The 24,188-nt window shown below is 55.6% G+C and carries 25 protein-coding genes and 2 tRNA genes; 14 read left to right on the top strand and 13 right to left on the bottom strand.

What is annotated here, in order from left to right; all coding sequences use genetic code 11:
* Nucleotides 1-149: 149 nt before the first annotated feature.
* From SK58_RS21775 to orn, 3 genes are all read right to left on the bottom strand, one after another.
* A tRNA-Gly gene (locus tag SK58_RS21775) sits at nt 150-225 on the bottom strand.
* Nucleotides 226-270: 45 nt separating this feature from the next.
* Nucleotides 271-346, bottom strand: a tRNA-Gly gene (locus tag SK58_RS21780).
* Between the two features lie 196 nt (nt 347-542).
* The gene (gene orn / locus SK58_RS21785; protein ID WP_003855965.1) at nt 543-1,088 is read right to left on the bottom strand and encodes an oligoribonuclease; all 546 of its coding nucleotides are present in this window, start codon (nt 1,086-1,088) and stop codon (nt 543-545) included.
* A gap of 107 nt (nt 1,089-1,195) precedes the next feature.
* On the opposite strand from orn, the gene rsgA reads away from it, so the two are divergent.
* The 3 genes from rsgA (at nt 1,196) to mscM (ending at nt 6,657) form a co-directional block, all read left to right on the top strand.
* On the top strand, nt 1,196-2,248 hold the full coding sequence (gene rsgA / locus SK58_RS21790) for a small ribosomal subunit biogenesis GTPase RsgA (protein WP_048220417.1): 1,053 nt from the start codon (nt 1,196-1,198) through the stop codon (nt 2,246-2,248).
* 97 nt (nt 2,249-2,345) lie between these two features.
* Nucleotides 2,346-3,314: an archaetidylserine decarboxylase gene (gene asd, locus SK58_RS21795; RefSeq protein WP_026080660.1), complete on the top strand. Its 969-nt coding sequence runs from the start codon at nt 2,346-2,348 to the stop codon at nt 3,312-3,314.
* A 19-nt stretch (nt 3,315-3,333) separates the two neighbouring features.
* Complete coding sequence (mscM, locus tag SK58_RS21800) at nt 3,334-6,657, top strand: miniconductance mechanosensitive channel MscM (RefSeq protein ID WP_017694680.1); 3,324 nt, start codon at nt 3,334-3,336, stop codon at nt 6,655-6,657.
* Between the two features lie 36 nt (nt 6,658-6,693).
* Here the strand turns inward: mscM and yjeM are convergent, their stop codons facing one another.
* Both yjeM and epmA read right to left on the bottom strand, forming a co-directional pair.
* Nucleotides 6,694-8,193, bottom strand: a complete 1,500-nt coding sequence (yjeM, locus tag SK58_RS21805) for a glutamate/gamma-aminobutyrate family transporter YjeM (RefSeq protein WP_015572460.1) — start codon at nt 8,191-8,193, stop codon at nt 6,694-6,696.
* Nucleotides 8,194-8,370: 177 nt separating this feature from the next.
* Nucleotides 8,371-9,348, bottom strand: a complete 978-nt coding sequence (gene epmA / locus SK58_RS21810) for an elongation factor P--(R)-beta-lysine ligase (RefSeq protein ID WP_045328873.1) — start codon at nt 9,346-9,348, stop codon at nt 8,371-8,373.
* A 310-nt stretch (nt 9,349-9,658) separates the two neighbouring features.
* Between epmA and frdA the strand changes: the two genes are divergently transcribed.
* Genes frdA through frdD form a run of 4 tightly spaced genes read left to right on the top strand, consistent with a single transcriptional unit; the run spans nt 9,659 to nt 12,952 of the window.
* The gene (gene frdA, locus SK58_RS21815) at nt 9,659-11,449 is read left to right on the top strand and encodes a fumarate reductase (quinol) flavoprotein subunit (RefSeq protein ID WP_006810402.1); all 1,791 of its coding nucleotides are present in this window, start codon (nt 9,659-9,661) and stop codon (nt 11,447-11,449) included.
* On the top strand, nt 11,442-12,176 hold the full coding sequence (gene frdB / locus SK58_RS21820; RefSeq protein ID WP_006810403.1) for a fumarate reductase iron-sulfur protein: 735 nt from the start codon (nt 11,442-11,444) through the stop codon (nt 12,174-12,176). The genes frdA and frdB overlap by 8 nt, the downstream gene beginning before the upstream one ends.
* A 10-nt stretch (nt 12,177-12,186) precedes the next feature.
* Nucleotides 12,187-12,582: a fumarate reductase subunit FrdC gene (frdC, locus tag SK58_RS21825; RefSeq protein WP_032646967.1), complete on the top strand. Its 396-nt coding sequence runs from the start codon at nt 12,187-12,189 to the stop codon at nt 12,580-12,582.
* 10 nt (nt 12,583-12,592) lie between these two features.
* On the top strand, nt 12,593-12,952 hold the full coding sequence (gene frdD, locus SK58_RS21830) for a fumarate reductase subunit FrdD (RefSeq protein ID WP_000609653.1): 360 nt from the start codon (nt 12,593-12,595) through the stop codon (nt 12,950-12,952).
* 29 nt (nt 12,953-12,981) lie between these two features.
* Here the strand turns inward: frdD and ampR are convergent, their stop codons facing one another.
* Nucleotides 12,982-13,857, bottom strand: a complete 876-nt coding sequence (ampR, locus tag SK58_RS21835) for a LysR family transcriptional regulator AmpR (protein ID WP_048220418.1) — start codon at nt 13,855-13,857, stop codon at nt 12,982-12,984.
* A gap of 132 nt (nt 13,858-13,989) precedes the next feature.
* On the opposite strand from ampR, the gene blaACT reads away from it, so the two are divergent.
* Together blaACT and SK58_RS21845 are read left to right on the top strand one after the other, a co-directional pair.
* A complete protein-coding gene (gene blaACT / locus SK58_RS21840; RefSeq protein ID WP_048220419.1) occupies nt 13,990-15,135 on the top strand; it encodes an ACT family cephalosporin-hydrolyzing class C beta-lactamase in 1,146 nt (381 codons plus the stop codon).
* A 158-nt stretch (nt 15,136-15,293) separates the two neighbouring features.
* Nucleotides 15,294-15,824, top strand: coding sequence for a lipocalin family protein (locus SK58_RS21845; RefSeq protein ID WP_023295791.1), 531 nt, complete (start codon nt 15,294-15,296; stop codon nt 15,822-15,824).
* Here SK58_RS21845 and sugE read toward each other — a convergent pair.
* Nucleotides 15,821-16,138: a quaternary ammonium compound efflux SMR transporter SugE gene (sugE, locus tag SK58_RS21850; RefSeq protein ID WP_015572453.1), complete on the bottom strand. Its 318-nt coding sequence runs from the start codon at nt 16,136-16,138 to the stop codon at nt 15,821-15,823. The genes SK58_RS21845 and sugE overlap by 4 nt on opposite strands.
* A 262-nt stretch (nt 16,139-16,400) precedes the next feature.
* On the opposite strand from sugE, the gene SK58_RS21855 reads away from it, so the two are divergent.
* Entirely contained in the window at nt 16,401-17,000 is a 600-nt protein-coding gene (locus tag SK58_RS21855) for a helix-turn-helix transcriptional regulator (protein WP_032104122.1), read from the top strand.
* A 37-nt stretch (nt 17,001-17,037) separates the two neighbouring features.
* Here SK58_RS21855 and ecnB read toward each other — a convergent pair whose 3' ends face one another.
* The 3 genes from ecnB to efp all read right to left on the bottom strand — a co-directional run bounded on the left by ecnB (nt 17,038) and on the right by efp (nt 18,048).
* Nucleotides 17,038-17,184: a lipoprotein toxin entericidin B gene (gene ecnB / locus SK58_RS21860; protein ID WP_003855942.1), complete on the bottom strand. Its 147-nt coding sequence runs from the start codon at nt 17,182-17,184 to the stop codon at nt 17,038-17,040.
* 108 nt (nt 17,185-17,292) lie between these two features.
* Nucleotides 17,293-17,424, bottom strand: coding sequence for an entericidin A/B family lipoprotein (locus SK58_RS21865; RefSeq protein ID WP_015572451.1), 132 nt, complete (start codon nt 17,422-17,424; stop codon nt 17,293-17,295).
* A gap of 57 nt (nt 17,425-17,481) precedes the next feature.
* Complete coding sequence (gene efp / locus SK58_RS21870; RefSeq protein WP_003855940.1) at nt 17,482-18,048, bottom strand: elongation factor P; 567 nt, start codon at nt 18,046-18,048, stop codon at nt 17,482-17,484.
* A 40-nt stretch (nt 18,049-18,088) separates the two neighbouring features.
* Here efp and epmB point away from each other — a divergent pair, with 40 nt between their 5' ends.
* Entirely contained in the window at nt 18,089-19,117 is a 1,029-nt protein-coding gene (gene epmB / locus SK58_RS21875) for an EF-P beta-lysylation protein EpmB (protein ID WP_045344779.1), read from the top strand.
* A 65-nt stretch (nt 19,118-19,182) separates the two neighbouring features.
* Here epmB and SK58_RS21880 read toward each other — a convergent pair whose 3' ends face one another.
* On the bottom strand, nt 19,183-19,536 hold the full coding sequence (locus tag SK58_RS21880) for a DUF4156 domain-containing protein (protein ID WP_003855938.1): 354 nt from the start codon (nt 19,534-19,536) through the stop codon (nt 19,183-19,185).
* Between the two features lie 233 nt (nt 19,537-19,769).
* Between SK58_RS21880 and SK58_RS21885 the strand changes: the two genes are divergently transcribed.
* The 3 genes from SK58_RS21885 to iadA are packed head-to-tail and all read left to right on the top strand — an operon-like array spanning nt 19,770 to nt 22,049.
* Nucleotides 19,770-20,417: a nucleoside recognition domain-containing protein gene (locus tag SK58_RS21885; RefSeq protein ID WP_015572449.1), complete on the top strand. Its 648-nt coding sequence runs from the start codon at nt 19,770-19,772 to the stop codon at nt 20,415-20,417.
* Entirely contained in the window at nt 20,414-20,875 is a 462-nt protein-coding gene (locus SK58_RS21890) for a YjiG family protein (protein WP_048220420.1), read from the top strand. The genes SK58_RS21885 and SK58_RS21890 overlap by 4 nt, the downstream gene beginning before the upstream one ends.
* 10 nt (nt 20,876-20,885) lie before the next feature.
* On the top strand, nt 20,886-22,049 hold the full coding sequence (gene iadA / locus SK58_RS21895; protein ID WP_048220421.1) for a beta-aspartyl-peptidase: 1,164 nt from the start codon (nt 20,886-20,888) through the stop codon (nt 22,047-22,049).
* 65 nt (nt 22,050-22,114) lie between these two features.
* On the opposite strand, the gene groL is transcribed toward iadA, so the two are convergent.
* Together groL and SK58_RS21905 are read right to left on the bottom strand one after the other, a co-directional pair.
* Nucleotides 22,115-23,761, bottom strand: a complete 1,647-nt coding sequence (groL, locus tag SK58_RS21900) for a chaperonin GroEL (RefSeq protein WP_015572446.1) — start codon at nt 23,759-23,761, stop codon at nt 22,115-22,117.
* A gap of 39 nt (nt 23,762-23,800) precedes the next feature.
* A complete protein-coding gene (locus tag SK58_RS21905) occupies nt 23,801-24,094 on the bottom strand; it encodes a co-chaperone GroES (protein WP_003855929.1) in 294 nt (97 codons plus the stop codon).
* Between the last annotated feature and the right edge of the window lie 94 nt (nt 24,095-24,188).

The following is a 24,188-nucleotide window of genomic DNA, read 5'->3' on the forward strand; positions in this document are numbered from 1 at the left end:
AGATATTATTCACCCTGCTAACATTTCGTACAGACTGGTTTTATCACGGTTTCTGTGGATAACTCTGTTCACAAGAGTATTTCAGACATAATAGAAAACGTCCCCAACGAAGCACTTCGCTGTGGATAATATGGAGATGAAGAAGAATTTGGAGCGGGAAACGAGACTCGAACTCGCGACCCCGACCTTGGCAAGGTCGTGCTCTACCAACTGAGCTATTCCCGCTTGGGTGTTCTGGTGCTGGCGTATCTTGCGATACTTTTCAAATTTTGGAGCGGGAAACGAGACTCGAACTCGCGACCCCGACCTTGGCAAGGTCGTGCTCTACCAACTGAGCTATTCCCGCAAATCTGTACTGCTTTTGTTGCTGTCGTAACGTGTAATTCTCTGTCGTTACGGGAGGCGCATTATACGAGAAATCCGTTTAGCTGCAACCCCCCTCAAAGCGATTTTTTTGAAATTCAGTTCAAGTGCTTATTTAATCGGCAAGCTGAACAATTTAGCGACAAAAACCCGGCCACGCAAGGCGCCGGATCGCAAAATCAGAGCTTAATAAAGTTTTCGCGATAGTACGCCAGCTCCGCAACAGACTCACGGATGTCGTCCATCGCCTGGTGCGTCCCCTGCTTTGTAAAGCCGTCGAGAATTTCCGGTTTCCAGCGGCGGGCCAGCTCTTTCAGGGTGCTCACATCCAGATAGCGGTAGTGGAAGTAGGACTCCAGCTCCGGCATGTACTTAAACAGGAAACGACGATCCTGACCAATGCTGTTGCCACAGATAGGCGATTTTCCTGCCGGCACCCACTGCTTCAGAAATTCAAGCGTCGCCAGCTCCGCTTCGCGGTCGCCCAGGGTGCTGGCCTTCACGCGTTCCACCAGCCCGCTGCCGGTATGGGTACGCACGTTCCACTCATCCATCAGCGCAAGCTGGTCATCGGACTGGTGCACGGCAATCGTTGGGCCTTCCGCCAGAATATTGAGATTGGCATCGGTGACCAGTGTGGCGATCTCAATAATGCGATCGCGCTCGGGATCCAGGCCGGTCATCTCCAGATCGATCCAAATCAGGTTGTTTTCGTCCGCGCTCATGTTATTTTCCACCCTTCTCGCATAACCGGCAGTAGCAGGTTAACTAGTATTAATTAGAGTGTATCATAGAGGTTTTGCCCGCTACGGGCGACCAGGAGCCAGCGCGATTGAGTAAAAATAAACTCTCCAAAGGGCAGCAGCGCCGCGTGAATGCAAATCACCAGCGCCGTCTTAAAACCACTACGGAGAAGCCCGATTACGACGACAACCTGTTTGGCGAAGCGACAGAAGGCGTTGTGATTAGCCGCTTCGGCATGCACGCCGATGTCGAATCCGCCGACGGGGATATCCACCGTTGCAATATCCGTCGCACCATCCGTTCCCTGGTGACCGGTGACCGCGTGGTCTGGCGTCCAGGCAAAGAGGCGGCGGAAGGGGTAACGGTTAAAGGTATCGTTGAAGCCGTGCATGAACGCACGTCGGTTTTGACCCGTCCAGATTTCTACGACGGCGTGAAGCCCATTGCCGCCAACATCAACCAGATAGTGATCGTTTCAGCGATTTTGCCTGAGCTTTCGCTCAATATTATTGACCGTTATCTGGTGGCCTGCGAAACGCTACAGGTTGAGCCGCTCATCGTGCTGAATAAAATCGATCTGCTGGATGACGAGGCCATGGCCTTTGTAAATGAGCAGATGGATATTTACCGCAACATTGGCTATCGCGTGTTGATGGTTTCCAGCCGCACCAAAGATGGCCTGAAGCCGTTAGAAGATGCGCTGACCGACCGCATCAGCATCTTTGCGGGGCAGTCCGGCGTAGGTAAATCGAGCCTACTTAACAACCTGCTCGGCCTTCAGCAGGAGATCCTGACCAACGATGTGTCTGACGTCTCGGGCCTGGGCCAGCACACCACCACTGCCTCACGTCTCTATCACTTCCCGCACGGTGGCGATGTGATTGACTCCCCGGGCGTGCGTGAATTTGGTCTCTGGCACCTCGAGCCGGAACAAATCTTTAACGGATTTGTCGAATTCCATGACTATTTAGGCGCTTGCAAATACCGCGACTGTAAACATGACAACGATCCGGGCTGCGCTATCCGCGAAGCGGTAGAGAACGGAGAAATTGCGGAAACCCGTTTCGAAAATTACCACCGTATTCTCGAAAGCATGGACCAGGTAAAAACGCGTAAAAACTTTTCTGGTCCTGATAACTGACAACTAAGCTAAGCGTCGCTAAAATCGTCCCCTTTTTTCAGGTTCCGGCAGCGTAATGCCGGATCAGGAACGACAAAACAATGGCCTGGAGGCTACCTTGTTAAACTCATTTAAACTTTCGCTTCAATACATTCTGCCGAAACTGTGGCTCACTCGCCTGGCGGGCTGGGGCGCGAGCAAACGAGCGGGCTGGCTGACCAAACTGGTCATCGACCTGTTCGTGAAATACTACAAGGTCGACATGAAAGAAGCGCAGAAGCCGGATACGGCAAGCTACCGCACCTTCAACGAATTTTTTGTGCGTCCGCTGCGCGACGAAGTGCGCCCGCTGAATACCGACCCGAACGTGCTGGTGATGCCAGCGGACGGCGTGATCAGCCAGCTGGGTAAAATTGAAGACGACAAAATTTTGCAGGCGAAAGGCCATAACTACAGCCTGGAAGCGCTGCTGGCCGGTAACTACATAATGGCCGATCTGTTCCGGAACGGGACTTTCGCGACCACCTATCTCTCCCCACGCGACTACCACCGCGTGCATATGCCGTGTAATGGTATTCTGCGCGAGATGATCTACGTGCCGGGGGATCTGTTCTCCGTAAACCACCTGACGGCGCAAAACGTTCCTAACCTGTTTGCCCGTAACGAGCGCGTCATCTGCCTGTTTGATACTGAATTTGGCCCAATGGCGCAGATTCTGGTGGGTGCTACCATTGTAGGCAGCATCGAAACCGTCTGGGCGGGCACCATTACGCCGCCGCGCGAAGGCGTGATCAAGCGCTGGACCTGGCCTGCCGGCGAAGAAGAAGGTTCTGTGGCCCTGCTGAAAGGTCAGGAAATGGGCCGCTTCAAGCTGGGCTCAACGGTCATCAACCTGTTCGCACCGGGCAAAGTTAACCTGGTCGACGAGCTGGAAAGCCTGTCCGTGACCAAACTCGGCCAGCCTCTGGCAGTATCGACGGAGGTCTTTGTGACGCCAGAGGTTGCGCCTGCCCCGTTGCCGGAAGAAGAGATCAAAGCCGAGCACGACGCCAGCCCGCTGGTTGACGACAAAAAAGACGAAGGCTAACAACAGAAGGATCGCTGACGTGCGCCCGATTATCGTATTACTGATGGCCTGGTGCCTCAGCATGGGGGCGTACGCAGCGACGGCCCCCGACGCCAAACAGATAACCCAGGAGCTGGAGCAGGCAAAAGCGGCGAAACCCGCTCAGCCGGAGACCGTTGAGTCACTCCAGTCTGCACTGAACGCGCTTGAGGAACGAAAGGGTTCCCTTGAGCGCGCGCAGCAGTATCAGCAGGTTATCGACAACTTCCCCAAACTCTCTCAGACCCTGCGCTCGCAGCTAAACAACCTGCGCGATGAACCACGCCAGGTCCCCGCGGGGATGACGTCCGAGGCGCTGAATCAGGAGATCCTGCAAGTCAGCAGCCAGCTGCTGGAAAAAAGCCGTCTGGCGCAGCAGGAGCAGGAACGGGCGCGTGAAATTGCCGATTCCCTCAGCCAGCTTCCACAGCAGCAAACCGATGCCCGCCGTCAGTTAAATGAGGTGGAACGTCGCATCGGGACGCAGACAGGCAGCACACCGCAGAATCAGGCGCAAAATCTTGGGTTACAGGCGGAATCCGCCAGACTAAAAGCGCTGGTTGATGAACTGGAGCTGGCGCAGCTTTCCGCTAACAACCGCCAGGAGCTGTCGCGGATGCGTTCCGAGCTGGCGCAGAAGCAGAGCCAGCAGCTGGATGCATATCTCCAGGCGCTGAGAAATCAACTCAACAGCCAGCGTCAGCGTGAAGCTGAACGTGCGCTGGAAAGCACCGAGTTACTGGCCGAAAACAGTGCTAACCTGCCCGACAGCATCGTCGCCCAGTTTAAGGTTAACCGCGAGCTTTCTGCCGCGCTGAATCAGCAGGCGCAGCGCATGGATTTGGTGGCCTCGCAGCAGCGTCAGGCCACCAATCAAACCCTCCAGGTTCGTCAGGCGCTCAACACGCTGCGTGAACAGTCCCAGTGGCTTGGCTCGTCTAACCTGTTGGGCGAAGCGTTACGCGCGCAGGTGGCTCGTCTGCCAGAGATGCCAAAACCGCAGCAGCTTGATACGGAGATGGCGCAGTTGCGCGTTCAGCGTCTTCATTATGAGGATCTCCTCAACAAGCAGCCGCAAATCCGCCAGATCCGTCAGGCTGACGGACAGCCGCTCACCGGCGAGCAAAGTCGTATTCTGGAAGCGCAGCTGCGCACCCAACGCGAACTGCTCAATTCCCTGTTGCAGGGAGGCGATACGCTGATCCTTGAGCTGACTAAGCTGAAAGTCTCGAATAGCCAGCTGGAGGATGCGCTGAAAGAGGTCAACGAAGCCACGCACCGTTACCTTTTCTGGACGTCCGACGTGCGGCCGATGACCTTCGCCTGGCCGATTGAGATTGTGCAGGATCTGCGCCGCCTCATTTCATTGGACACCTTCAGCCAGCTGGGCCTCGCCAGCGTAATGATGATAACCAGCAAGGAGACCATCTTCCCGCTGCTGGGGGCGCTGATTCTGGTGGGCTTCAGTATTTATTCCCGTCGTCACTTCACCCGTTTCCTTGAGCGCTCCAGCGCCCGAGTGGGAAAAGTAACCCAGGATCACTTCTGGCTGACGTTGCGTACGGTGTTCTGGTCAATTCTGGTCGCGTCTCCGCTGCCGGTGCTGTGGATGACGCTCGGATACGGCCTGCGTGAAGCCTGGCCCTACCCGCTTGCCGTCGCGATTGGCGATGGCGTGACCGCCACCGTTCCGCTGCTGTGGGTGGTGATGATTTGCGCCACGTTTGCGCGGCCAAATGGTCTGTTCATCGCTCACTTTGGCTGGCCGCGTAATCGCGTTGCGCGGGCGATGCGTTACTACCTGATGAGTATCGGGCTGATTGTGCCGCTGATTATGGCGTTGATCATGTTCGATAATCTCAATGACCGGGAGTTCTCCGGCTCGCTGGGACGGTTGTGCTTTATGCTGATCTGCGGGGCGTTAGCGGTAGTGACGCTCAGCCTGAAACGCGCCGGGATCCCGCTCTATCTCGACAAGACCGGCAGCGGCGATAACATGTTTAACCGTCTGCTGTGGAACCTGCTGCTCAGCGCGCCGCTGGCGGCGATGCTGGCGGCAGCGGTCGGTTATCTCGCCACGGCGCAGGCGCTGCTCGCCCGACTGGAAACGTCGGTGGCTATCTGGTTCCTGCTGCTGGTGGTCTACCATGTTATTCGCCGCGGCATGCTGATCCAGCGTCGTCGTCTGGCGTTTGACCGTGCCAAACACCGTCGCGCAGAAATTCTGGCCCAGCGCGCGCGGGGTGAAGAAGAGCCGAACCACGTCAACAGCACCGAAGGGACCACAGACGCCGATGACGTCGAACTGGATCTGGATGCGATCAGTACCCAGTCCCTGCGGCTGGTACGCTCAATTCTGATGCTGGTTGCCCTGCTGTCGGTGATCTTCCTGTGGTCGGAAATCCACTCCGCGTTTGGCTTCCTGGAGAACATCTCTTTATGGGATGTGACGTCCACGGTGCAGGGGGTCGAAAGTCTGGAGCCCATCACCTTAGGGGCCGTGCTGATTGCGATTCTGGTGCTGATCATCACCACGCAGCTGATCCGTAACTTCCCTGCCCTGCTGGAGCTGGCGCTGTTGCAGCATCTGGATTTAACCCCCGGCACAGGCTATGCGATCACCACCATCACCAAGTATTTAATCATGCTGTTTGGTGGGCTGGTTGGCTTCTCGATGATTGGTATCGAATGGTCAAAACTGCAATGGCTGGTTGCCGCCCTGACCGTAGGCCTGGGCTTTGGTTTACAGGAGATTTTTGCCAACTTCGTTTCTGGTCTGATCATTCTGTTTGAAAAGCCGATTCGAATTGGCGATACGGTGACCATCCGCGATCTCACCGGCAGCGTCACCCGAATCAACACCCGCGCCACCACCATCAGCGACTGGGACCGTAAAGAGATCATCGTTCCGAACAAGGCGTTTATCACCGAGCAGTTTATCAACTGGTCGCTGTCCGACTCCGTCACGCGTGTGGTGCTGACCGTACCCGCTCCGTCGGATGCCAACAGCGAAGAGGTAACGCAGATCCTCTATACGGCTGCTGAACGCTGTTCGCTGGTAATCGACAACCCGCCGCCGGAAGTGTTCCTGGTTGATTTGCAGCAGGGGATCCAGATTTTCGAGCTGCGTATCTACGCCGCCGAGATGGGACACCGTATGCCGCTGCGCCATGAGATCCACCAGTTGATTCTGGCTGGCTTCCGCGAGCACGGAATTGATATGCCGTTCCCACCGTTCCAGATGCGTCTGGAAACGCTGGACGGACGTAAGACGGGAAGAACGTTGACGTCAGCGGCGCGTACGCGCCCGGCGGGAAGTTTGTAATCCTTTCCCCCTCCCCGTCGGGAGGGGGTCAATCCTTTACGCCACTTCTGCTACACAGGCCGTCGAGCGACGACGGTAATGCTCATAAATCCCCATTGCCAGCAGCGAGAAGAAGATCGGTCCGCCAACCATCCACAGCGTGCTGTTCCAGTCATTTGCCTCAACCACGGGCTGAATGACGGTAAAGATGTTGGCGAACGCGACGACCAGCACCACAACAGTGGTCGCCAGCAGCGTCGCCGCGCGGGTTTTGAAGATCACAAACGGCCGCTCCAGATCCCGCTTCGCCTTAAAGAACGGGAACGCCAGGGTCAGGAACAGATACGGAAGCGTCATCGATACGTTCGCCATCAGGGTCAGCTTGTTATAGAACGCCGACGCGGTATCACCGCCGAAGGACACCAGCAGAATGAACACGCACACCAGCAGGCACTGCATCCACATCGCGTTGGCAGGCATACCGGCAGCGTTCAGCTGCGTCATACGTGCGGGCCACAGCGCCTTTGGCGTCCCCTGAATAATCGCTTTCAGCGGCGAGTAGATCAGCGTGAAGAATGCGCCAGTATAGGCGAGGAACATCGACAAGCCAGTAATCCGCGCAAACCAGATCCCCAGGGTGGCCGACGTTTCCGGCGCGAGATCCATGGCGTTGCCCAGCGTCACCCCCAGGCTTTTCATCAGCACGTAGGTAATGTTGCCGAGGTTGGTGGTGTTATTACTTAACATCTGCTGCCAGTTGGTGCTGACGCCCCAGAGGAAAATCGCCAGTGAGTAGCCAATGGAAATGACGATGGCGGCAAAGATAATGCCTTTAGCGAAGTTCTTTTCCGGATTTTCGGTTTTGTCGACCAGCCCGCCCACGGCTTCAATTCCACCGTAAGCAAAGATGGCAAACACCACGAAGGAGAGCATGGCCAGCCCGGACTGGTAACCCGGATTAGGCGATGAAACGAAGTTGACTTCCTGTGCGAAATGCCCGCCGTTCAGGCACAGAATAGCGATGCTGACCAGCAGCAGCACAAGGTTCAGGCACATCACGGAAATACCGCCAACGGCAGTGATACGGGCAATTTTGTTGATGCCTTTCGAGGCCACCAGGGTGACCACCACCATCCAGCACACTGCCAGAATACCGACCACCTGCGTGGAGCTCAGCCCCGCCAGAGACCAGACCTGCGTTTTATCCGCACCGAAGAGAAACGTTGAGAACGGCACCCAAACCTTGGCCGCCGTGCTGACCATCCAGACGACGTAGGATGAAAACCACATGAACGTACCGATAAACGCGTAACGCGGACCGACGCTGTTGTTCATCCACGAATAGATGCCGCCCTCTTCTTTCCTGTACGCCGAGCCCATCTCCGCCATCATCAGCGCAAACGGGATAAAGAAGAACAGAGCGGAAACGATATAAAACGGCGTCGCGCTGTAGCCCATCAGATAAAACGCGGACGGGCTATTGGCAAAGCCAAAGACTGACGTAAAAATCATCAGAATGAGCCCGGTAAGGGTCATTTTTTTGAGTGAGTGAGACATATAACCATCCGAAACGGAATTAAACTGCGCGGATGGTAGCAGATGACCAGACAAACAATGTGGCTATCCGAGTCAAATTAAGAAAAAGACCCGTATAGAGAGAAATGAGCAGTTTTTAATGTGGCAGAGTTAAATGACCGAGTAGGCCGGGTAAGCGCAGCGCCACCCGGCATTTTTTCAGGCGCGATCGACCGTAAAGGCAATCACATCGCCCAGGTGCTCGGCACCCAGCGCCAGCATGACCAGGCGATCCACACCCAGCGCCACGCCGGAGCAGTCCGGCAGACCGGCTTTAAGCGCTTCCAGCAGATGAGTATCAATCGGCTGCTGCGGCAGACCGCGCGCGTTGCGCTTGCGGTTATCCTGCTCGAAACGCTGCTGCTGTTCGCGCGCGTCGGTCAGCTCGTGGAAACCGTTCGCCAGCTCGATGCCTTTGAAATACACCTCAAAACGCTCCGCCACGCGGTGATCTTCGGTGCTGATCTGCGCCAGTGAGGCCTGGCTGGCCGGGAAGTGATAGACAAACGTCGGACGATCTTTGCCAATCTGCGGTTCAACACCAAAGGTGAACAGCAGTTGCAGCAGCGTGTCGCGATCCTCTTCGGTATCCGCCACGTTGCTCAGATCCAGTTTTGCCGCCACTTCACGCAGCTGTGTTTTATCAGCCGACAGCGGATCGATTTCCAGATGGCGCTGGAAGGCCTGCTGATAGGAGAGCGTTTCAGCTTCCGCGCAATCCAGCACCTGTTGCAGCAGATCGTCGACTTCGTTCATCAGACGATACATGTCGTAGTGCGGGCGGTACCACTCCAGCATGGTGAATTCCGGATTATGGTGTCGGCCCATCTCTTCATTACGGAAGCTACGGCACAGCTGATAGACCGGACCACACCCGGCCGCCAGCAGACGCTTCATATGGTATTCCGGGCTGGTCATCAGATACAGATTCATGCCCTGAGAGTGGCCTGGGCCAACAAAACGGGTTTCAAACGGGACCAGATGAATATCCGTGACCGTCGCCTGACTCATGCACGGCGTTTCCACCTCCAGGACGCCGCGATCCGCAAAGAAGCGGCGGATCTCCGCCATAATTGCTGCGCGCTTTAGCAGGTTTGGAATGGATGCGCTCGGCTGCCAGGTGGCCGTTTCGCTCATGAGTTATTTCTCCGTTTTCAGACAAGGGCACGAAGTCTACTCGTAAGCCGGGGCAGAGACAAATTTTGCACAGTAAAAGTCCTTTTTCATTGCACAGAGAAATACTGTGACGCCATTCATTAATCACGATGATAAATCACCGCACAGAACAGCAAAAAAATCGAACACGTCAAATTTCCCTCACTTCTACGCGGTTATACTGTTTTACCCATAAAGGAGCAGTGGAATCGCTTCCGCAATCGCCCGTTCGGGCAGGTGAACGTCCTTTAGTTCATCCCGTTGCGGGAAAACAAAAATCTGGAGGAATGTCGTGCAAACTTTTCAAGCCGATCTTGCCGTAATAGGCGCTGGCGGGGCTGGATTACGCGCTGCAATTGCTGCGGCACAAGCCAATCCGAACGCTAAAATCGCATTGATTTCAAAAGTCTATCCGATGCGCAGCCACACGGTAGCCGCAGAAGGAGGATCCGCCGCCGTCGCGCAGGATCATGACAGCTTCGAATACCATTTCCACGACACGGTTGCAGGGGGCGACTGGCTTTGCGAACAGGATGTCGTTGATTACTTCGTGCACCATTGCCCAACGGAAATGACCCAGCTGGAACAGTGGGGATGCCCGTGGAGCCGCCGTCCGGACGGGAGCGTCAACGTCCGCCGCTTCGGTGGCATGAAGATCGAACGCACCTGGTTTGCCGCCGATAAGACCGGCTTCCACATGCTGCACACCCTGTTCCAGACCTCCCTCCAGTTCCCACAAATCCAGCGCTTTGACGAACATTTCGTTCTCGACATTCTGGTCGACGACGGTCATGCGCGCGGACTGGTGGCGATGAACATGATGGAAGGCACGCTTGTCCAGATCCGCGCGAATGCGGTGGTGATGGCAACGGGCGGTGCGGGTCGCGTATACCGCTACAACACCAACGGCGGCATCGTCACCGGTGACGGTATGGGCATGGCGCTCAGCCACGGCGTCCCGCTGCGTGATATGGAGTTCGTCCAGTATCACCCAACCGGCCTGCCAGGCTCCGGCATACTGATGACGGAAGGCTGCCGCGGTGAAGGCGGTATTCTGGTCAACAAAAACGGCTATCGCTATTTGCAGGATTACGGCATGGGTCCGGAAACCCCGCTTGGCGAGCCGAAAAACAAATACATGGAACTCGGCCCACGCGACAAAGTTTCTCAGGCTTTCTGGCACGAGTGGCGCAAAGGCAACACCATCTCAACGCCGCGCGGCGACGTGGTGCATCTCGACCTGCGTCATCTCGGCGAGAAGAAACTGCTGGAGCGTTTGCCGTTTATCTGCGAGCTGGCGAAAGCCTATGTGGGCGTCGATCCGGTGAAAGAGCCGATCCCGGTGCGTCCAACCGCGCACTACACCATGGGCGGTATCGAAACCGACCAGCAGTGCGAAACCCGCATCAAAGGGCTGTTTGCGGTGGGCGAGTGTTCCTCCGTCGGTCTGCACGGCGCAAACCGTCTGGGCTCAAACTCGCTGGCTGAGCTGGTGGTCTTTGGTCGCATGGCGGGCGAACGTGCGATGGAGCGTGCCGCAACGGCAGGTGAAGCTAACAGCGCGGCGCTGGATGCGCAGGTTGCAGACGTCGAAAAACGCCTGAAAGACCTGGTGAACCAGGAAGGTAACGAAAACTGGTCGAAGATCCGCGACGAAATGGGGCTGTCGATGGAAGAAGGCTGCGGGATCTACCGTACGCCAGAGCTGATGCAGAAAACCGTCGACAAGCTGGCGGAGTTGCAGGAGCGCTTCAAGCGTGTGCGCATCACCGACACTTCCAGCGTCTTCAATACCGATCTGCTTTATACCATTGAACTGGGCCATGGCCTGAACGTCGCAGAATGTATGGCCCATTCCGCCCTGGCGCGTAAAGAGTCCCGCGGCGCGCACCAGCGCCTGGATGAGGGCTGCACCGAACGTGACGACGTCAATTTCCTTAAACACACTCTCGCCTGGCGCGATGCGGATGGCACTACGCGACTGGACTACAGCGACGTGAAAATCACCACGCTGCCACCGGCGAAACGCGTGTACGGTGCAGAAGCAGAAGCCGCCGATAAGAAGGAGAAGGCGAATGGCTGAGATGCAAAAACTGAAAATTGAAGTGGTGCGCTACAATCCGGAAGTGGACGCCGCGCCGCACAGCGCTTTCTATGAAGTCCCTTACGACGAGCAAACCTCCCTGCTGGATGCGCTCGGCTATATCAAAGATAACCTGGCCCCAGACCTGAGCTACCGCTGGTCCTGCCGCATGGCAATTTGCGGCTCCTGCGGCATGATGGTCAACAAGGTGCCAAAGCTGGCGTGTAAAACCTTCCTGCGTGATTACACCAAAGGTATCAAGGTTGAAGCGCTGGGCAACTTCCCGATTGAGCGCGATCTGGTGGTCGACATGACCCACTTTATCGAAAGCCTCGAAGCGATTAAGCCGTACATCATCGGCAACCCGCGCACGCCGGATCAGGGGCCAAACACCCAGACGCCCGCGCAGATGGCGAAATACCATCAGTTCTCCGGCTGCATCAACTGCGGCCTGTGCTATGCCGCCTGTCCACAGTTTGGCCTGAACCCTGAGTTTATCGGCCCGGCCGCCATTACCCTGGCGCACCGCTATAACGAAGACAGCCGCGACCACGGCAAAAAAGAACGTATGGCCCAGCTGAACAGCCAGAACGGGGTCTGGACCTGCACGTTTGTCGGTTACTGCTCCGAAGTCTGTCCGAAGCATGTCGACCCGGCTGCCGCCATTCAGCAGGGTAAGGTGGAAAGCTCGAAAGACTTTCTTATCGCTACCCTGAAACCACGCTAAGGAGTGCATGATGACGACTAAACGCAAAGCCTACGTGCGACCAATGCCGTCCACCTGGTGGAAAAAACTGCCGTTTTATCGCTTCTATATGCTGCGTGAAGGCACGGCTGTTCCCGCGGTCTGGTTCAGCCTCGAACTGCTGTACGGGGTTTATGCCCTCAAGCACGGCCCGGAAGCCTGGTCCAGTTTTGTGGGCTTCCTGCAAAACCCAATCATCGTTGTGCTGAACCTGATTGTGCTCGCCGCCGCGCTGCTTCATACCAAAACCTGGTTTGAACTGGCGCCAAAAGCAGCGAACATCATTGTAAAAGGCGAAAAAATGGGGCCAGAGCCGGTCATTAAAGGGCTCTGGGCAGTGACGGCAGTTGTCTCTGTGGTCATTCTGTTTGTCGCACTGTTCTGGTAAGGAGACTACTGTGATCAATCCAAATCCAAAACGTTCAGACGAGCCGGTCTTCTGGGGGCTGTTTGGCGCAGGCGGCATGTGGAGCGCCATTATTGCCCCGGTCATTATCCTGCTGGTCGGGATCATGCTGCCGCTGGGGCTGTTCCCGGGCGATGCGCTGAGCTATGAGCGCGTACTGGCCTTTGCGAGCAGCTTTATTGGCCGCGTGTTCATCTTCCTGATGATCGTCCTGCCGCTGTGGTGTGGTCTGCACCGTATCCACCATGCGATGCACGATCTGAAAATCCATGTGCCAAGCGGTAAATGGGTCTTCTACGGTCTGGCGACCATTCTGACGGTCGTCACGTTGATTGCCGTGGTCACCATCTGACTGAACAGGCCCGCCATCCGGCGGGCTTTTTACTTTTTCATCTTCTCCACCAGCCACCGGGAAAATTCGCGCATGGCTGGCGTTTCTGCCCGGGACTGCAATCGGGTCAGCCAGTAGCTGCCGAGCTCAATCTGCGTCGCAAAGGGCTGCACAATGCGCTCGCTGGCTAACAGATGGGTAAACATATCGACAGGCGCAATAGCAATACCCACCCCTGCCTGAGCGGCCTCCAGCATGGTCACGGACGAATCAAATACCATCACGCGGTGCGTTGGCGAAGGGGGATGCTCGCCGGCCGCCTGCATCCACGCGGTCCACTCGTCGCGTCGGTAGGAGCGCAGCAGCGTAAACCTGAGGATGTCGGCCGAACTGTGCAGACTGGCGGCGATATCAGGTGTACACAGCGGCGCGAGCGGCGCATGAAAAAGAAATTCAGCCTCGGTACCGTGCCACGCCCCGCCACCGTAGCGGATCGTATAGTCAAGCCCTTCGGCAGCCGGATCAACGCGGTTGTTATGGGTGGAAAGCTGAAGATCGATGTGTGGGTAGCCACGGCGAAAATCCTCCAGCTGCGAGAATAAGACCCCGGTGGCAAACGTACCCACCACGCCGATTTTCAGCTTCTCCTGCGCACGATGGTTAGCGAAGCGATCCAGCATTCCGGCTATACGATCGAACGAATCATTCAGCACCGGCAGTAAATTTTCGCCCTCGGTAGTCAACATCAGCCCGCGCGACACGCGAACGAACAGCTGACAGTTCAGGTGCTGCTCCAGCGTTTTCACATGCTGGCTAATAGCCGAATGCGTCACATTCAGTTCAATGGCCGCATGCGTAAAGCTGAGATGTCTTGCGGCGGCCTCAAAAGCCCGAAGCGAATTGAGGGGTAGATAGCTTCGCGTCATGGTCGCTTCCGTTAGAAAAATTAACAGCTAATGCTAAATTTAACCGTTTGTCAGGCACTGTCAAATCCAACAGACTACGCCTGTCTGACGGGCCCGGACATCCCCTTGACTCGCTATTACGGAAGATTACTGATGATGAAAAAATCCCTTTGCTGCGCCCTGCTGCTCGGCATCTCTTGCTCTGCTCTCGCCGCGCCAGTGTCAGAAAAACAGCTGGCGGAGGTGGTCGCGAATACGGTTACCCCGCTGATGAAAGCCCAGTCTGTTCCAGGCATGGCGGTGGCCGTTATTTATCAGGGAAAACCGCACTATTACACGTTTGGCAAGGCCGATATCGCGGCGAATAAATCCGTTACGCCTCAGACCCTGTTCGAGCTGGGTTCTATAAGTAAAACCTTCACCGGCGTTTTAGGTGGGGATGCCATTGCTCGCGGTGAAATTTCGCTGGACGATCCGGTGACCAGATACTGGCCACAGCTGACGGGCAAGCAGTGGCAGGGTATTCGTATGCTGGATCTCGCCACCTACACCGCTGGCGGCCTGCCGCTACAGGTACCGAATGAGGTCACGGATAACGCCTCCCTGCTGCGCTTTTATCAAAACTGGCAGCCGCAGTGGAAGCCTGGCACAACGCGTCTTTACGCCAACGCCAGCATCGGTCTTTTTGGTGCGCTGGCGGTCAAACCTTCTGGCATGCCCTATGAGCAGGCCATGACGACGCGGGTCCTTAAGCCGCTCAAGCTGGACCATACCTGGATTAACGTGCCGAAAGCGGAAGAGGCGCATTACGCCTGGGGCTATCGTGACGGTAAAGCGGTGCGCGTTTCGCCGGGTATGCTGGATGCACAAGCCTATGGCGTGAAAACCAACGTGCAGGATATGGCGAACTGGGTCATGGCAAACATGGCGCCGGAGAACGTTGCTGATGCCTCACTTAAGCAGGGCATCGCGCTGGCGCAGTCGCGCTACTGGCGTATCGGGTCAATGTATCAGGGTCTGGGCTGGGAGATGCTCAACTGGCCCGTGGAGGCCAACACGGTGGTCGAGGGCAGCGACAGTAAGGTAGCGCTGGCGCCGTTGCCCGTGGTAGAAGTGAATCCACCGGCTCCCCCGGTCAAAGCGTCCTGGGTCCATAAAACGGGCTCTACTGGCGGGTTTGGCAGCTACGTGGCCTTTATTCCTGAAAAGCAGATCGGTATTGTGATGCTCGCGAATAAAAGCTATCCGAATCCGGCACGCGTTGAGGCGGCATACCATATCCTCGACGCACTACAGTAAAACATTGCCGGGTGGCGCTGCGCTTACCCGGCCTACACAACGCGTGAACTTTGTAGGCCGGGTAAGGCGAAGCCGTCACCCGGCAAAACACCCTGCACAATCTCCCGCATTTTCCTTGCTGTCATCTACACTTAACAAAAAACAGTAAGGAAACTCCTATGCGCATTCTGCCTGTTATTGCCGCAGTAACAGCCGCGTTTTTAGTGGTTGCTTGCAGTTCCCCTACTCCTCCGCCTGGCGTCACGGTAGTCAGTAATTTCGACGCACAGCGCTTCCTCGGCACCTGGTATGAAATCGCCCGAATGGACCATCAGTTCGAACGGGGCTTAGAAAAAGTCACGGTCAGCTACAGCGCGATGGATGACGGCGGGATCCGGGTCATTAACCGCGGCTATAACCCGGATCGCCAGATGTGGCAGCAGTCAGTTGGTCAGGCCTATTTCACCGGCGCGTCTAACCGCGCGGCCATGAAAGTCTCTTTCATCGGCCCATTCTATGGCGGGTATAACGTCATTGCGCTGGACAGAGAGTACCGCCATGCGCTGGTGTGTGGGCCGGATCGCAACTATCTGTGGCTCCTCTCCCGCACGCCAACGATCTCGACGGAAATGAAACAGCAGATGCTGGACATAGCGACCCGGCAAGGGTTTGACGTGACGAAATTAATCTGGGTAAAACAGCTGCATTAGTGCGTACTGAGTTTTAACCCGATGATACCCGCGACGATTAACGCGAGGCTGGCGATACGCGCCAGACTCGCAGACTCCCCCAGCAGCAGAATGCCGGTAATGGCAGCTCCTACCGCGCCAATTCCAGTCCAGACAGCGTAAGCCGTTCCGACTGGCAAGGTTCGCATCGCCCATGACAGCATGACGATACTGACAATCATTGCGGCGATAGTGATGACGCTGGGCGTCAGGCGGGTAAAACCGTGGGTATATTTCAGGCCAATTGCCCATACCACTTCGAGCAAACCGGCAATAACAAGAACGATCCAGGACATATCAGGCTCCTTAACTTAACGACAAGTTGGGGCCGTCCCCGATGAATGAAGCGCTTACGGGTCGTCCCGCAAGGCTGAGGTTGCGCCTTATATTTTGGTTAGCATGGAATTTTTTTTCAAACTTTTTCTGCTGAACACGTTAAGGCAAGAAATAGCCTCAGTAAGGCACGGAGTTCAGGCATTTATGACTCATCCGACTTCTCTATGATGATAGGCTTTCTGATGGCAGGAAGCCAAACCACTAGCCGACTGCGAAAATTATATGTTCAAAATTCTTTTGATTGACCGTTGTCACTTCACCCGCACGGGATTTGAAGCCTGGCTCAATCATTCAGACCTGTTTTCGGGTCATTTCGTCGTAACCGGGGTAAATAATCTTTTCCTCGCCAGAGAGCATATCCTGCAATGGAAACCTGCGCTGGTCATCGCTGATTTATCGGGCTTCCGGCAGGATTTACACCATTTTCAGCAGCTATCTTCCCTGCTTATTGCCAGCGAAACATTGCCTTTTATTATGCTGCAATCGGGGCAGGAGCAGGAGATGACAGATTATCTGGCGCAGTTCCCGATATGGTCTTCACTTTCCAAAAATACCGATCTGGAAAAACTGGCGGCGGTGATAAACGACGCGCTAACGACATGCGTAAGCGCGGAGCTTCCGGAAATGGCGGCACCGTTACTGACGCGTCAGGAAGAGAGAGTATTGACCCTGTGGATGGATGGTGCGAGCAACCAGAAAATTGCCAGCAATCTGCGCATTAACGGAAAAACGGTGTATACGTACAAACGCAATATCCGCATGAAGCTTCATATGGATACGCGTTACTCCCCGTTTTTATCGCTACAGGAAGTGGAGAATTGACGGTACGGTGAAGTTAGCTGCCGTACCGTCGCTTTCATTAGTTCTGAGCTTTAGTTGCTGCGCCAGAAATCGCGTTACCACCGTCGGAGATATCTTCCCCTACGCCACGGGTGGTGTTACATGCAGTCAGTACCGAAGAAAGCACCAGAACAGAAAAGATCGCTGCAATTGTTTTCTTAACCATAATATCTTCCTTTTATAGCCAAAGTTATTTTGTGTATAGCAACTTAAGAATAGACAAGATCTTGTCGTTTGACGGAAAAGGAAGAATTTTTAGGAAAATTAGACGGAATTAGCTGGCCGCATGGGAAATGATATGGCCGAGATCCTGAATATCTTCGCCCACGCCACGCGCGGTGTTGCAACCGGAGAGAATTGCGCTTGAGAACGCTAACAGAAGCAGAATTTTAACGGTACGTTTCATCTTCCCTGCCTGCAAAATCAGGCGCAGCGGGCGCTGCGCCTTTAATCATGACGTAAATTACTTCACGCGGGATACATATTCGCCGGAGCGGGTATCCACTTTGATCACTTCACCGATCTGTACGAACAGTGGCACTTTAACCACCGCGCCGGTAGACAGGGTGGCAGGCTTGCCGCCAGTACCTGCGGTATCACCTTTCAGACCTGGATCGGTTTCAACGATTTCCAGCTCAACGAAGTTCGGAGGCGTAACCGCGATAGGCTGACCGTTCCACAGGGTAACGATGCACTCAGCCTGATCCAGCAGCCACTTGGCGTTGTCGCCAATCGCTTTCGCGTCCGCAGACAGCTGCTCGAAGGTTTCGTTGTTCATGAAGTGCCAGAACTCACCGTCGTTGTACAGGTAAGTCAGGTTCATATCGACAACATCAGCGCCTTCAGCGGAGTCAGTAGATTTGAAGGTTTTCTCAACACGGGTACCGGTCAGCAGGCGGCGCAGCTTAACGCGTGCGAATGCCTGGCCTTTACCTGGTTTAACGAATTCGCTGGCTTCAACCGCGTACGGTTCGCCGTCCATCATGATTTTAAGACCAGCACGAAAATCGTTGCTATAGTACGTTGCCATAAGGCCCTCTAAATTTGTTAACTGGTAGCTAAGCCACAAAATGGCGCATATTGTAACCCTAAACACCCCGTCCAGAGAAGATTGGTTATCGCAACTTGCCGATGTAATCACCAGTCCTGATGAATTGCTGCGTCTTTTAGACCTCGAACAGCACGAAGCGTTGCGTGCAGGTCGTGAGGCGAAGCGCCTTTTCGCCCTGCGCGTTCCCCGCGCGTTTGTTGCCCGAATGGAAAAGGGTAACCCTGATGATCCATTATTAAAACAAACCCTTACCTCTCAGGATGAGTTTATTACCGCCCCCGGATACAGCACCGATCCGCTGGAAGAGCAAAACAGTGTCGTACCGGGTTTGCTGCATAAATACCGTAATCGCGCCCTGCTGCTGGTTAAGGGCGGTTGCGCGGTAAATTGCCGCTATTGCTTCCGTCGCCACTTCCCATACGCCGAAAATCAGGGCAATAAACGCAACTGGCAGGTGGCACTGGACTACATCGCGGCGCACCCGGAGCTGGATGAAATCATCTTTTCCGGCGGCGACCCGCTGATGGCAAAAGATCATGAGCTGGACTGGCTGCTGACTCAGCTTGAGACCATCCCGCACATTAAGCGTCTGCGCATTCACAGCCGTTTACCGATCGTCATCCCGGCGCGTATCACCGACGCCCTGGTCACGCGCCTGGAGCAGTCCCGTTTGCAGGTGCTGCTGGTGAACCATATCAACCACGCAAATGAAATTGACGCGCACTTTCGTGCGGCGATGGCGCGTATGCGAAAGGCAGGCGTGACGCTGCTCAACCAGAGCGTATTACTGCGCGGCGTGAACGACAGCGCCCGCGTGCTGGCCGATCTCAGCAATGCCTTATTTGATGCGGGCGTAATGCCCTATTACCTGCATGTTCTGGATCGCGTCCAGGGCGCGGCGCACTTCATGGTGACAGATGAAGAGGCCCGGAAGATTATGCACGAGCTGTTAACGCTGGTTTCGGGTTATATGGTGCCGAAGCTGGCACGTGAGATTGGCGGAGAGCCGAGTAAGACGCCGCTGGATTTGCAGCTACGGCAGCAGTAAAAAGGCAGGTGGCGCTACGCTTACCTGCCCTGGAGATAAAGCGGCAGCGCCATCAAAAAGTTATATCAGTTCGGGCACTTATAGACCTGGCCGTTCATCTGGCTGGCGGTTGGCACAAAGCTGGACAGCATCCCCTGCGTCGGGCTGCTCACCCCGTAAATCACATTGCCGCCCATTGCCGCAGCCTGATTACGCAGGGCATTGGCCGCACCGCGCATAGAGCCGCCCTCTTCGCCGTGCTGCCCCGACATCCAGTTGCTTTGCTCGCCAGTGGCGGTGCCTAACAGCTGGCATTCGCTGCCCGGCTTATCTTCCACAAAGCGAACGCTCTGGCCCGCTGCCGTCAGCTCATTGCTGGTGCTACAACCCGCCAGCAGCAATGCTGCACCTACAATCCCTGCACAGACTTTTATGCGCATGTTATTCCTCGTTTTCAATAAGCTGGACAGTAGTTGTCCGCGTGTAAACCTTATACTAAAAAGATGACCAAAAGAAAAATGCTGAGCATTTCTGCGAGCCAGATTCCGCTGGCACTCCTCCGACATCTTAAATGAATTCTGATAATAACCTTTGGGATATCGTGTTTTAGCCCCCGATCGTTTTTAGTGATGCGACGTACAACTTTTGTACGCGACTCAAAAAAGGGGGTTTCATGAGTGCATCATCCTCAGGAGAGGAAAAAGTAACCTGGGTGGGCTATCTGGCGTTCGTGCTCACCATCGTATTTTTCTCAGGTTTTTTCGCCAAAAGTACCGAATGGTGGCGCGTGCTGGATTTTACCGTGCTGAACGGCAGCTTTGGACCGGTGAACGGCGCGCTGACGTTTCGCGGTGAGGGCGGCACAGGAGCGAAAGACGGTTTTTTATTTGCCCTTGAACTGGCGCCCTCGGTCATTTTATCGCTCGGGATCATTGCCGTTACCGAGGGGCTGGGCGGGCTGCGCGCCGCACAACAGCTCATGACGCCCATTCTGCGCCCGCTGCTCGGCGTGCCGGGCATCTGCTCTCTGGCGCTTATCGCCAACCTGCAAAATACCGATGCAGCCGCAGGGATGACCAAAGAGTTGACTGACGAAGGGGCGATTACTGACCATGAACGCGCCATTTTCGCCACCTTCCAGACCAGCGGTAGCGCCATTATTACCAACTATTTTTCTTCTGGTGCCGCACTATTTACCTTTATTACCGTCCCGGTGATCACGCCGCTTGCCGTCATTCTGGTGTTCAAATTTGTTGGCGCGAACTTCCTGCGACTGTGGATCGCCCACATGGAAGTTCGCCGCGTTCAGGAGGAAAGATGATCGCCCAGCCGCGTAAAAATATCATGGACCTGTTTATCGATGGCGCCCGCCGCGGCTTTACCATCGCCACCACCAGCCTGCTGCCGAACGTGGTCATGGCGTTTGTCATCATTCAGGCGCTCAAGGTAACCGGCCTGCTGGATATTGTCGGCAGGGTATGCGAGCCCATCATGGCCCTGTGGGGGCTTCCGGGTGCGGCGGCAACGGTTCTTCTGGCCTCGGTAATGAGCATGGGCGGCGGTGTGGGGGTCTGCGCCAGTCTGGTCGCTGCCGGCACGCTCAACGGTCACGATGCCACCATCCTGCTGCCCGCCATCTATCTGATGGGTAATCCGGTGCAAAACACGGGCCGTTGCCTTGGCACCGCAGGCGTCAACCCGAAGTATTATCCGCACATCATCACTATCTGCGTCATTAACTCCCTGCTCTCAATGTGGGTGATGCAGCTACTCTTCTGAGGAGATAAAAATGGATTTTTCAGTGCTGGAACCGCACCTTTTCCGCAATGCGCAGCTTTACGCTCCCGAGGATCTTGGGCATTGCGATCTGTTGATTGCCGGAGGAAAAATCGTCGCAGTCGAAAAAGCGGGTCACGCCACAACGAGGCCAGACTGTCCTGAAAGCGATCTCGCCGGAGCGGTGGTTTGTCCGGGGTTTATCGATCAGCATGTACACCTGATTGGCGGCGGCGGTGAAGCCGGTCCCCACACCCGGACGCCAGAGGTGCGATTGTCTGCGCTGGTGGCGGCTGGCATCACCTCCGTTGTTGGCCTGCTGGGCACCGACGGCGTGACCCGCCATCCCGAGTCGCTGCTGGCGAAAACGCGGGCGCTTGAGCATGAAGGGATCAGCGCGTGGATGCTGACAGGCGCGTATGGCCTGCCTTCTCCGACGATTACCGGCAGTATCGAAAAGGATGTGGCGCTGATTGATAAAATCATTGGCGTGAAATGCGCGATTTCCGACCATCGCTCTTCCGCTCCGGCAGATGACCAGCTCGCGAATATAGCCGCCCAGTCGCGAGTCGGCGGGCTGCTGGGCGCCAAAGCGGGGATATCCGTGTTTCACCTCGGCAACAGCCCGAAACTGCTGGAGCCGCTGCTTAACATCCTGAATAACGCCGACGTGCCCCGCACGAAGCTGCTGCCAACTCACGTCAACCGCGCCCAGGCACTGTTCCACGCCGCACTGGACTATGCCCGCGAAGGGGGGTACATCGACATCACCACCAGCATCAGCGAGCCTGTTGATGCCGCCACCGCTATCGCGACGGCCAGTGAAGCACAGGTGCCGTTTAACCGGCTCACGCTCAGCTCGGATGGCAACGGCAGCCAGCCGAATTTTGACGCAAATGGTAATCTTGTTGGCATTGGCGTGGCGGGATTTGAATCCCTGCTTGAGACGCTACAGCAGCTGGTCGGCCGGTATCACCTGCCGCTGGAGGAGGCGCTTCTGCCGTTTACGCGTAACGTGGCGGAATTTCTCGGCCTGGAGCATAAAGGGCGGATCGCGCCCGGATGCGATGCCGACGTCCTGGTGCTGACCGATGATCTGAAGATCCGCGAGGTCTGGGCGAAAGGCCGCCAGATGGTGAGTGGAGGCGTTGTGTGCGTGAAAGGCACGTTTGAGTAGAAGACAATAAAAAACCCCGGGCATTGCTGCCCGGGGTTCGTTCTGAGAGGTTCAGAACAACATGATTACATCATGCCGCCCATGCCACCCATGCCGCCCATACCACCAGCAGCACCTAAGTCAGGCGCGTCGCCTTTAGGCAGGTCGGTCACCATGCACTCGGTCGTGATCATCAGACCAGCTACAGATGCCGCGTATTGCAGTGCAGAACGGGTCACTTTAGTTGGATCCAGGATACCGAAGTCGATCATGTTGCCGTATTCTTCAGTTGCCGCGTTGTAACCGTAGTTACCTTCACCCGCTTTCACGTTGTTCGCAACCACAGACGGCTCTTCACCGGCGTTGGACACGATCTGACGCAGAGGAGCTTCCATCGCGCGCAGCGCAACTTTGATACCCACGTTCTGGTCTTCGTTCTGAGCAGTCAGGCCAGCCAGTTTAGCGGCTACACGCACCAGCGCGACACCACCACCAGCAACCACGCCTTCTTCTACCGCAGCACGGGTCGCGTGCAGGGCGTCGTCAACGCGTGCTTTCTTCTCTTTCATTTCAACTTCGGTAGCCGCACCGACTTTGATTACCGCTACGCCGCCTGCCAGTTTCGCTACGCGCTCCTGGAGTTTTTCACGGTCGTAATCGGAAGTTGCTTCTTCGATCTGCTTACGGATCTGACCAACACGGCCCTGAATAGCAGCTTCTTCACCCACACCGTCGATGATGGTGGTGGTGTCTTTGTTGATCACAACGCGTTTCGCCTGGCCCAGGTCTTCCAGGGTCGCTTTTTCCAGCTCCATACCGATCTCTTCGGAGATCACGGTACCGCCAGTCAGGGTAGCGATATCCTGAAGCATCGCTTTACGACGATCGCCGAAGCCAGGTGCTTTAACCGCTGCCACTTTCACGATGCCACGCATGGTGTTAACCACCAGAGTCGCCAGCGCTTCGCCTTCAACGTCTTCAGCAATGATTACCAGCGGCTTGCCTGCTTTCGCAACGGCTTCCAGCACTGGCAGCATTTCGCGGATGTTGGAGATTTTCTTGTCAGCCAGCAGGATGAACGGGCTTTCCAGCTCAACAGCGCCAGTTTCTGGCTTGTTGATGAAGTATGGAGACAGGTAACCGCGATCGAACTGCATACCTTCAACCACGTCCAGTTCGTCTTCCAGACCAGTACCGTCTTCAACGGTGATCACGCCTTCTTTACCGACTTTATCCATCGCTTCAGCGATCAGTTTACCTACGGTTTCGTCGGAGTTAGCGGAGATAGTACCAACCTGAGCAATGGCTTTAGAGTCAGAGCACGGTACGGACAGCGCTTTCAGTTCTTCAACAGCAGAGGCGACAGCTTTGTCGATACCACGTTTCAGATCCATTGGGTTCATGCCCGCAGCAACGGCTTTCAGGCCTTCGGTGATGATCGCCTGCGCCAGTACGGTCGCGGTGGTGGTGCCGTCACCGGCAGCGTCGTTCGCTTTAGAGGCAACTTCTTTCACCATCTGTGCGCCCATGTTTTCGAACTTGTCTTCCAGTTCGATTTCACGTGCAACAGAAACACCATCTTTGGTGATGGTTGGCGCGCCGAAGGATTTGTCCAGCACTACGTTACGGCCTTTCGGGCCCAGAGTGACTTTCACTGCGTCTGCCAGTACGTTTACGCCGCGGAGCATTTTTACACGAGCGTCGTTACCGAATTTTACGTCTTTAGCTGCCATGTTCTTATTTCCTCAAATTCGTACAGTTTCGTGCGTTAATTACGCTTCAACAATTGCCAGAATGTCGCTCTCGGACATGATCAACACTTCTTCATTGTCGATCTTCTCGGATTTCACGCCGTAGCCATCGTTGAAAATGACGATGTCACCAACTTTAACGTCCAGTGGCTGCACAGTTCCGTTTTCCAGGATGCGGCCCTTACCGACAGCGATGATTTCGCCACGCGTTGATTTTGCTGCTGCTGAACCGGTCAGAACGATGCCGCCAGCAGACTTGGTTTCAACTTCTTTACGTTTGACGATCACACGATCATGTAACGGACGAATACTCATTGATAGCTCTCCTTTGAGAAAGTCATTATCAGTTATGGATGACGCCGGTCCGCATGCGGTTTTCCGGCTAGTGCCCTGAGAGATGGGGATAGCT

The organism is Enterobacter sp. BIDMC93, assembly GCF_001037805.1.
GTDB classification, from domain to species: Bacteria; Pseudomonadota; Gammaproteobacteria; order Enterobacterales; family Enterobacteriaceae; genus Enterobacter; species Enterobacter hormaechei_C.

Excerpts from the sequence above, each read along its gene's own strand:
- orn (WP_003855965.1), bottom strand. The coding sequence starts at position 1,088 with ATGAGCGCGGACGAAAACAACCTGATTTGGATCGATCTGGAGATGACC.
- yjeM (WP_015572460.1), bottom strand. The coding sequence starts at position 8,193 with ATGTCTCACTCACTCAAAAAAATGACCCTTACCGGGCTCATTCTGATG.
- epmA (WP_045328873.1), bottom strand. The coding sequence starts at position 9,348 with ATGAGCGAAACGGCCACCTGGCAGCCGAGCGCATCCATTCCAAACCTG.
- frdB (WP_006810403.1), top strand. The coding sequence starts at position 11,442 with ATGGCTGAGATGCAAAAACTGAAAATTGAAGTGGTGCGCTACAATCCG.
- frdC (WP_032646967.1), top strand. The coding sequence starts at position 12,187 with ATGACGACTAAACGCAAAGCCTACGTGCGACCAATGCCGTCCACCTGG.
- ampR (WP_048220418.1), bottom strand. The coding sequence starts at position 13,857 with ATGACGCGAAGCTATCTACCCCTCAATTCGCTTCGGGCTTTTGAGGCC.
- blaACT (WP_048220419.1), top strand. The coding sequence starts at position 13,990 with ATGATGAAAAAATCCCTTTGCTGCGCCCTGCTGCTCGGCATCTCTTGC.
- SK58_RS21845 (WP_023295791.1), top strand. The coding sequence starts at position 15,294 with ATGCGCATTCTGCCTGTTATTGCCGCAGTAACAGCCGCGTTTTTAGTG.
- sugE (WP_015572453.1), bottom strand. The coding sequence starts at position 16,138 with ATGTCCTGGATCGTTCTTGTTATTGCCGGTTTGCTCGAAGTGGTATGG.
- SK58_RS21855 (WP_032104122.1), top strand. The coding sequence starts at position 16,401 with ATGTTCAAAATTCTTTTGATTGACCGTTGTCACTTCACCCGCACGGGA.
- ecnB (WP_003855942.1), bottom strand. The coding sequence starts at position 17,184 with ATGGTTAAGAAAACAATTGCAGCGATCTTTTCTGTTCTGGTGCTTTCT.
- SK58_RS21865 (WP_015572451.1), bottom strand. The coding sequence starts at position 17,424 with ATGAAACGTACCGTTAAAATTCTGCTTCTGTTAGCGTTCTCAAGCGCA.
- efp (WP_003855940.1), bottom strand. The coding sequence starts at position 18,048 with ATGGCAACGTACTATAGCAACGATTTTCGTGCTGGTCTTAAAATCATG.
- epmB (WP_045344779.1), top strand. The coding sequence starts at position 18,089 with ATGGCGCATATTGTAACCCTAAACACCCCGTCCAGAGAAGATTGGTTA.
- SK58_RS21880 (WP_003855938.1), bottom strand. The coding sequence starts at position 19,536 with ATGCGCATAAAAGTCTGTGCAGGGATTGTAGGTGCAGCATTGCTGCTG.
- SK58_RS21885 (WP_015572449.1), top strand. The coding sequence starts at position 19,770 with ATGAGTGCATCATCCTCAGGAGAGGAAAAAGTAACCTGGGTGGGCTAT.
- SK58_RS21890 (WP_048220420.1), top strand. The coding sequence starts at position 20,414 with ATGATCGCCCAGCCGCGTAAAAATATCATGGACCTGTTTATCGATGGC.
- iadA (WP_048220421.1), top strand. The coding sequence starts at position 20,886 with ATGGATTTTTCAGTGCTGGAACCGCACCTTTTCCGCAATGCGCAGCTT.
- groL (WP_015572446.1), bottom strand. The coding sequence starts at position 23,761 with ATGGCAGCTAAAGACGTAAAATTCGGTAACGACGCTCGTGTAAAAATG.
- SK58_RS21905 (WP_003855929.1), bottom strand. The coding sequence starts at position 24,094 with ATGAGTATTCGTCCGTTACATGATCGTGTGATCGTCAAACGTAAAGAA.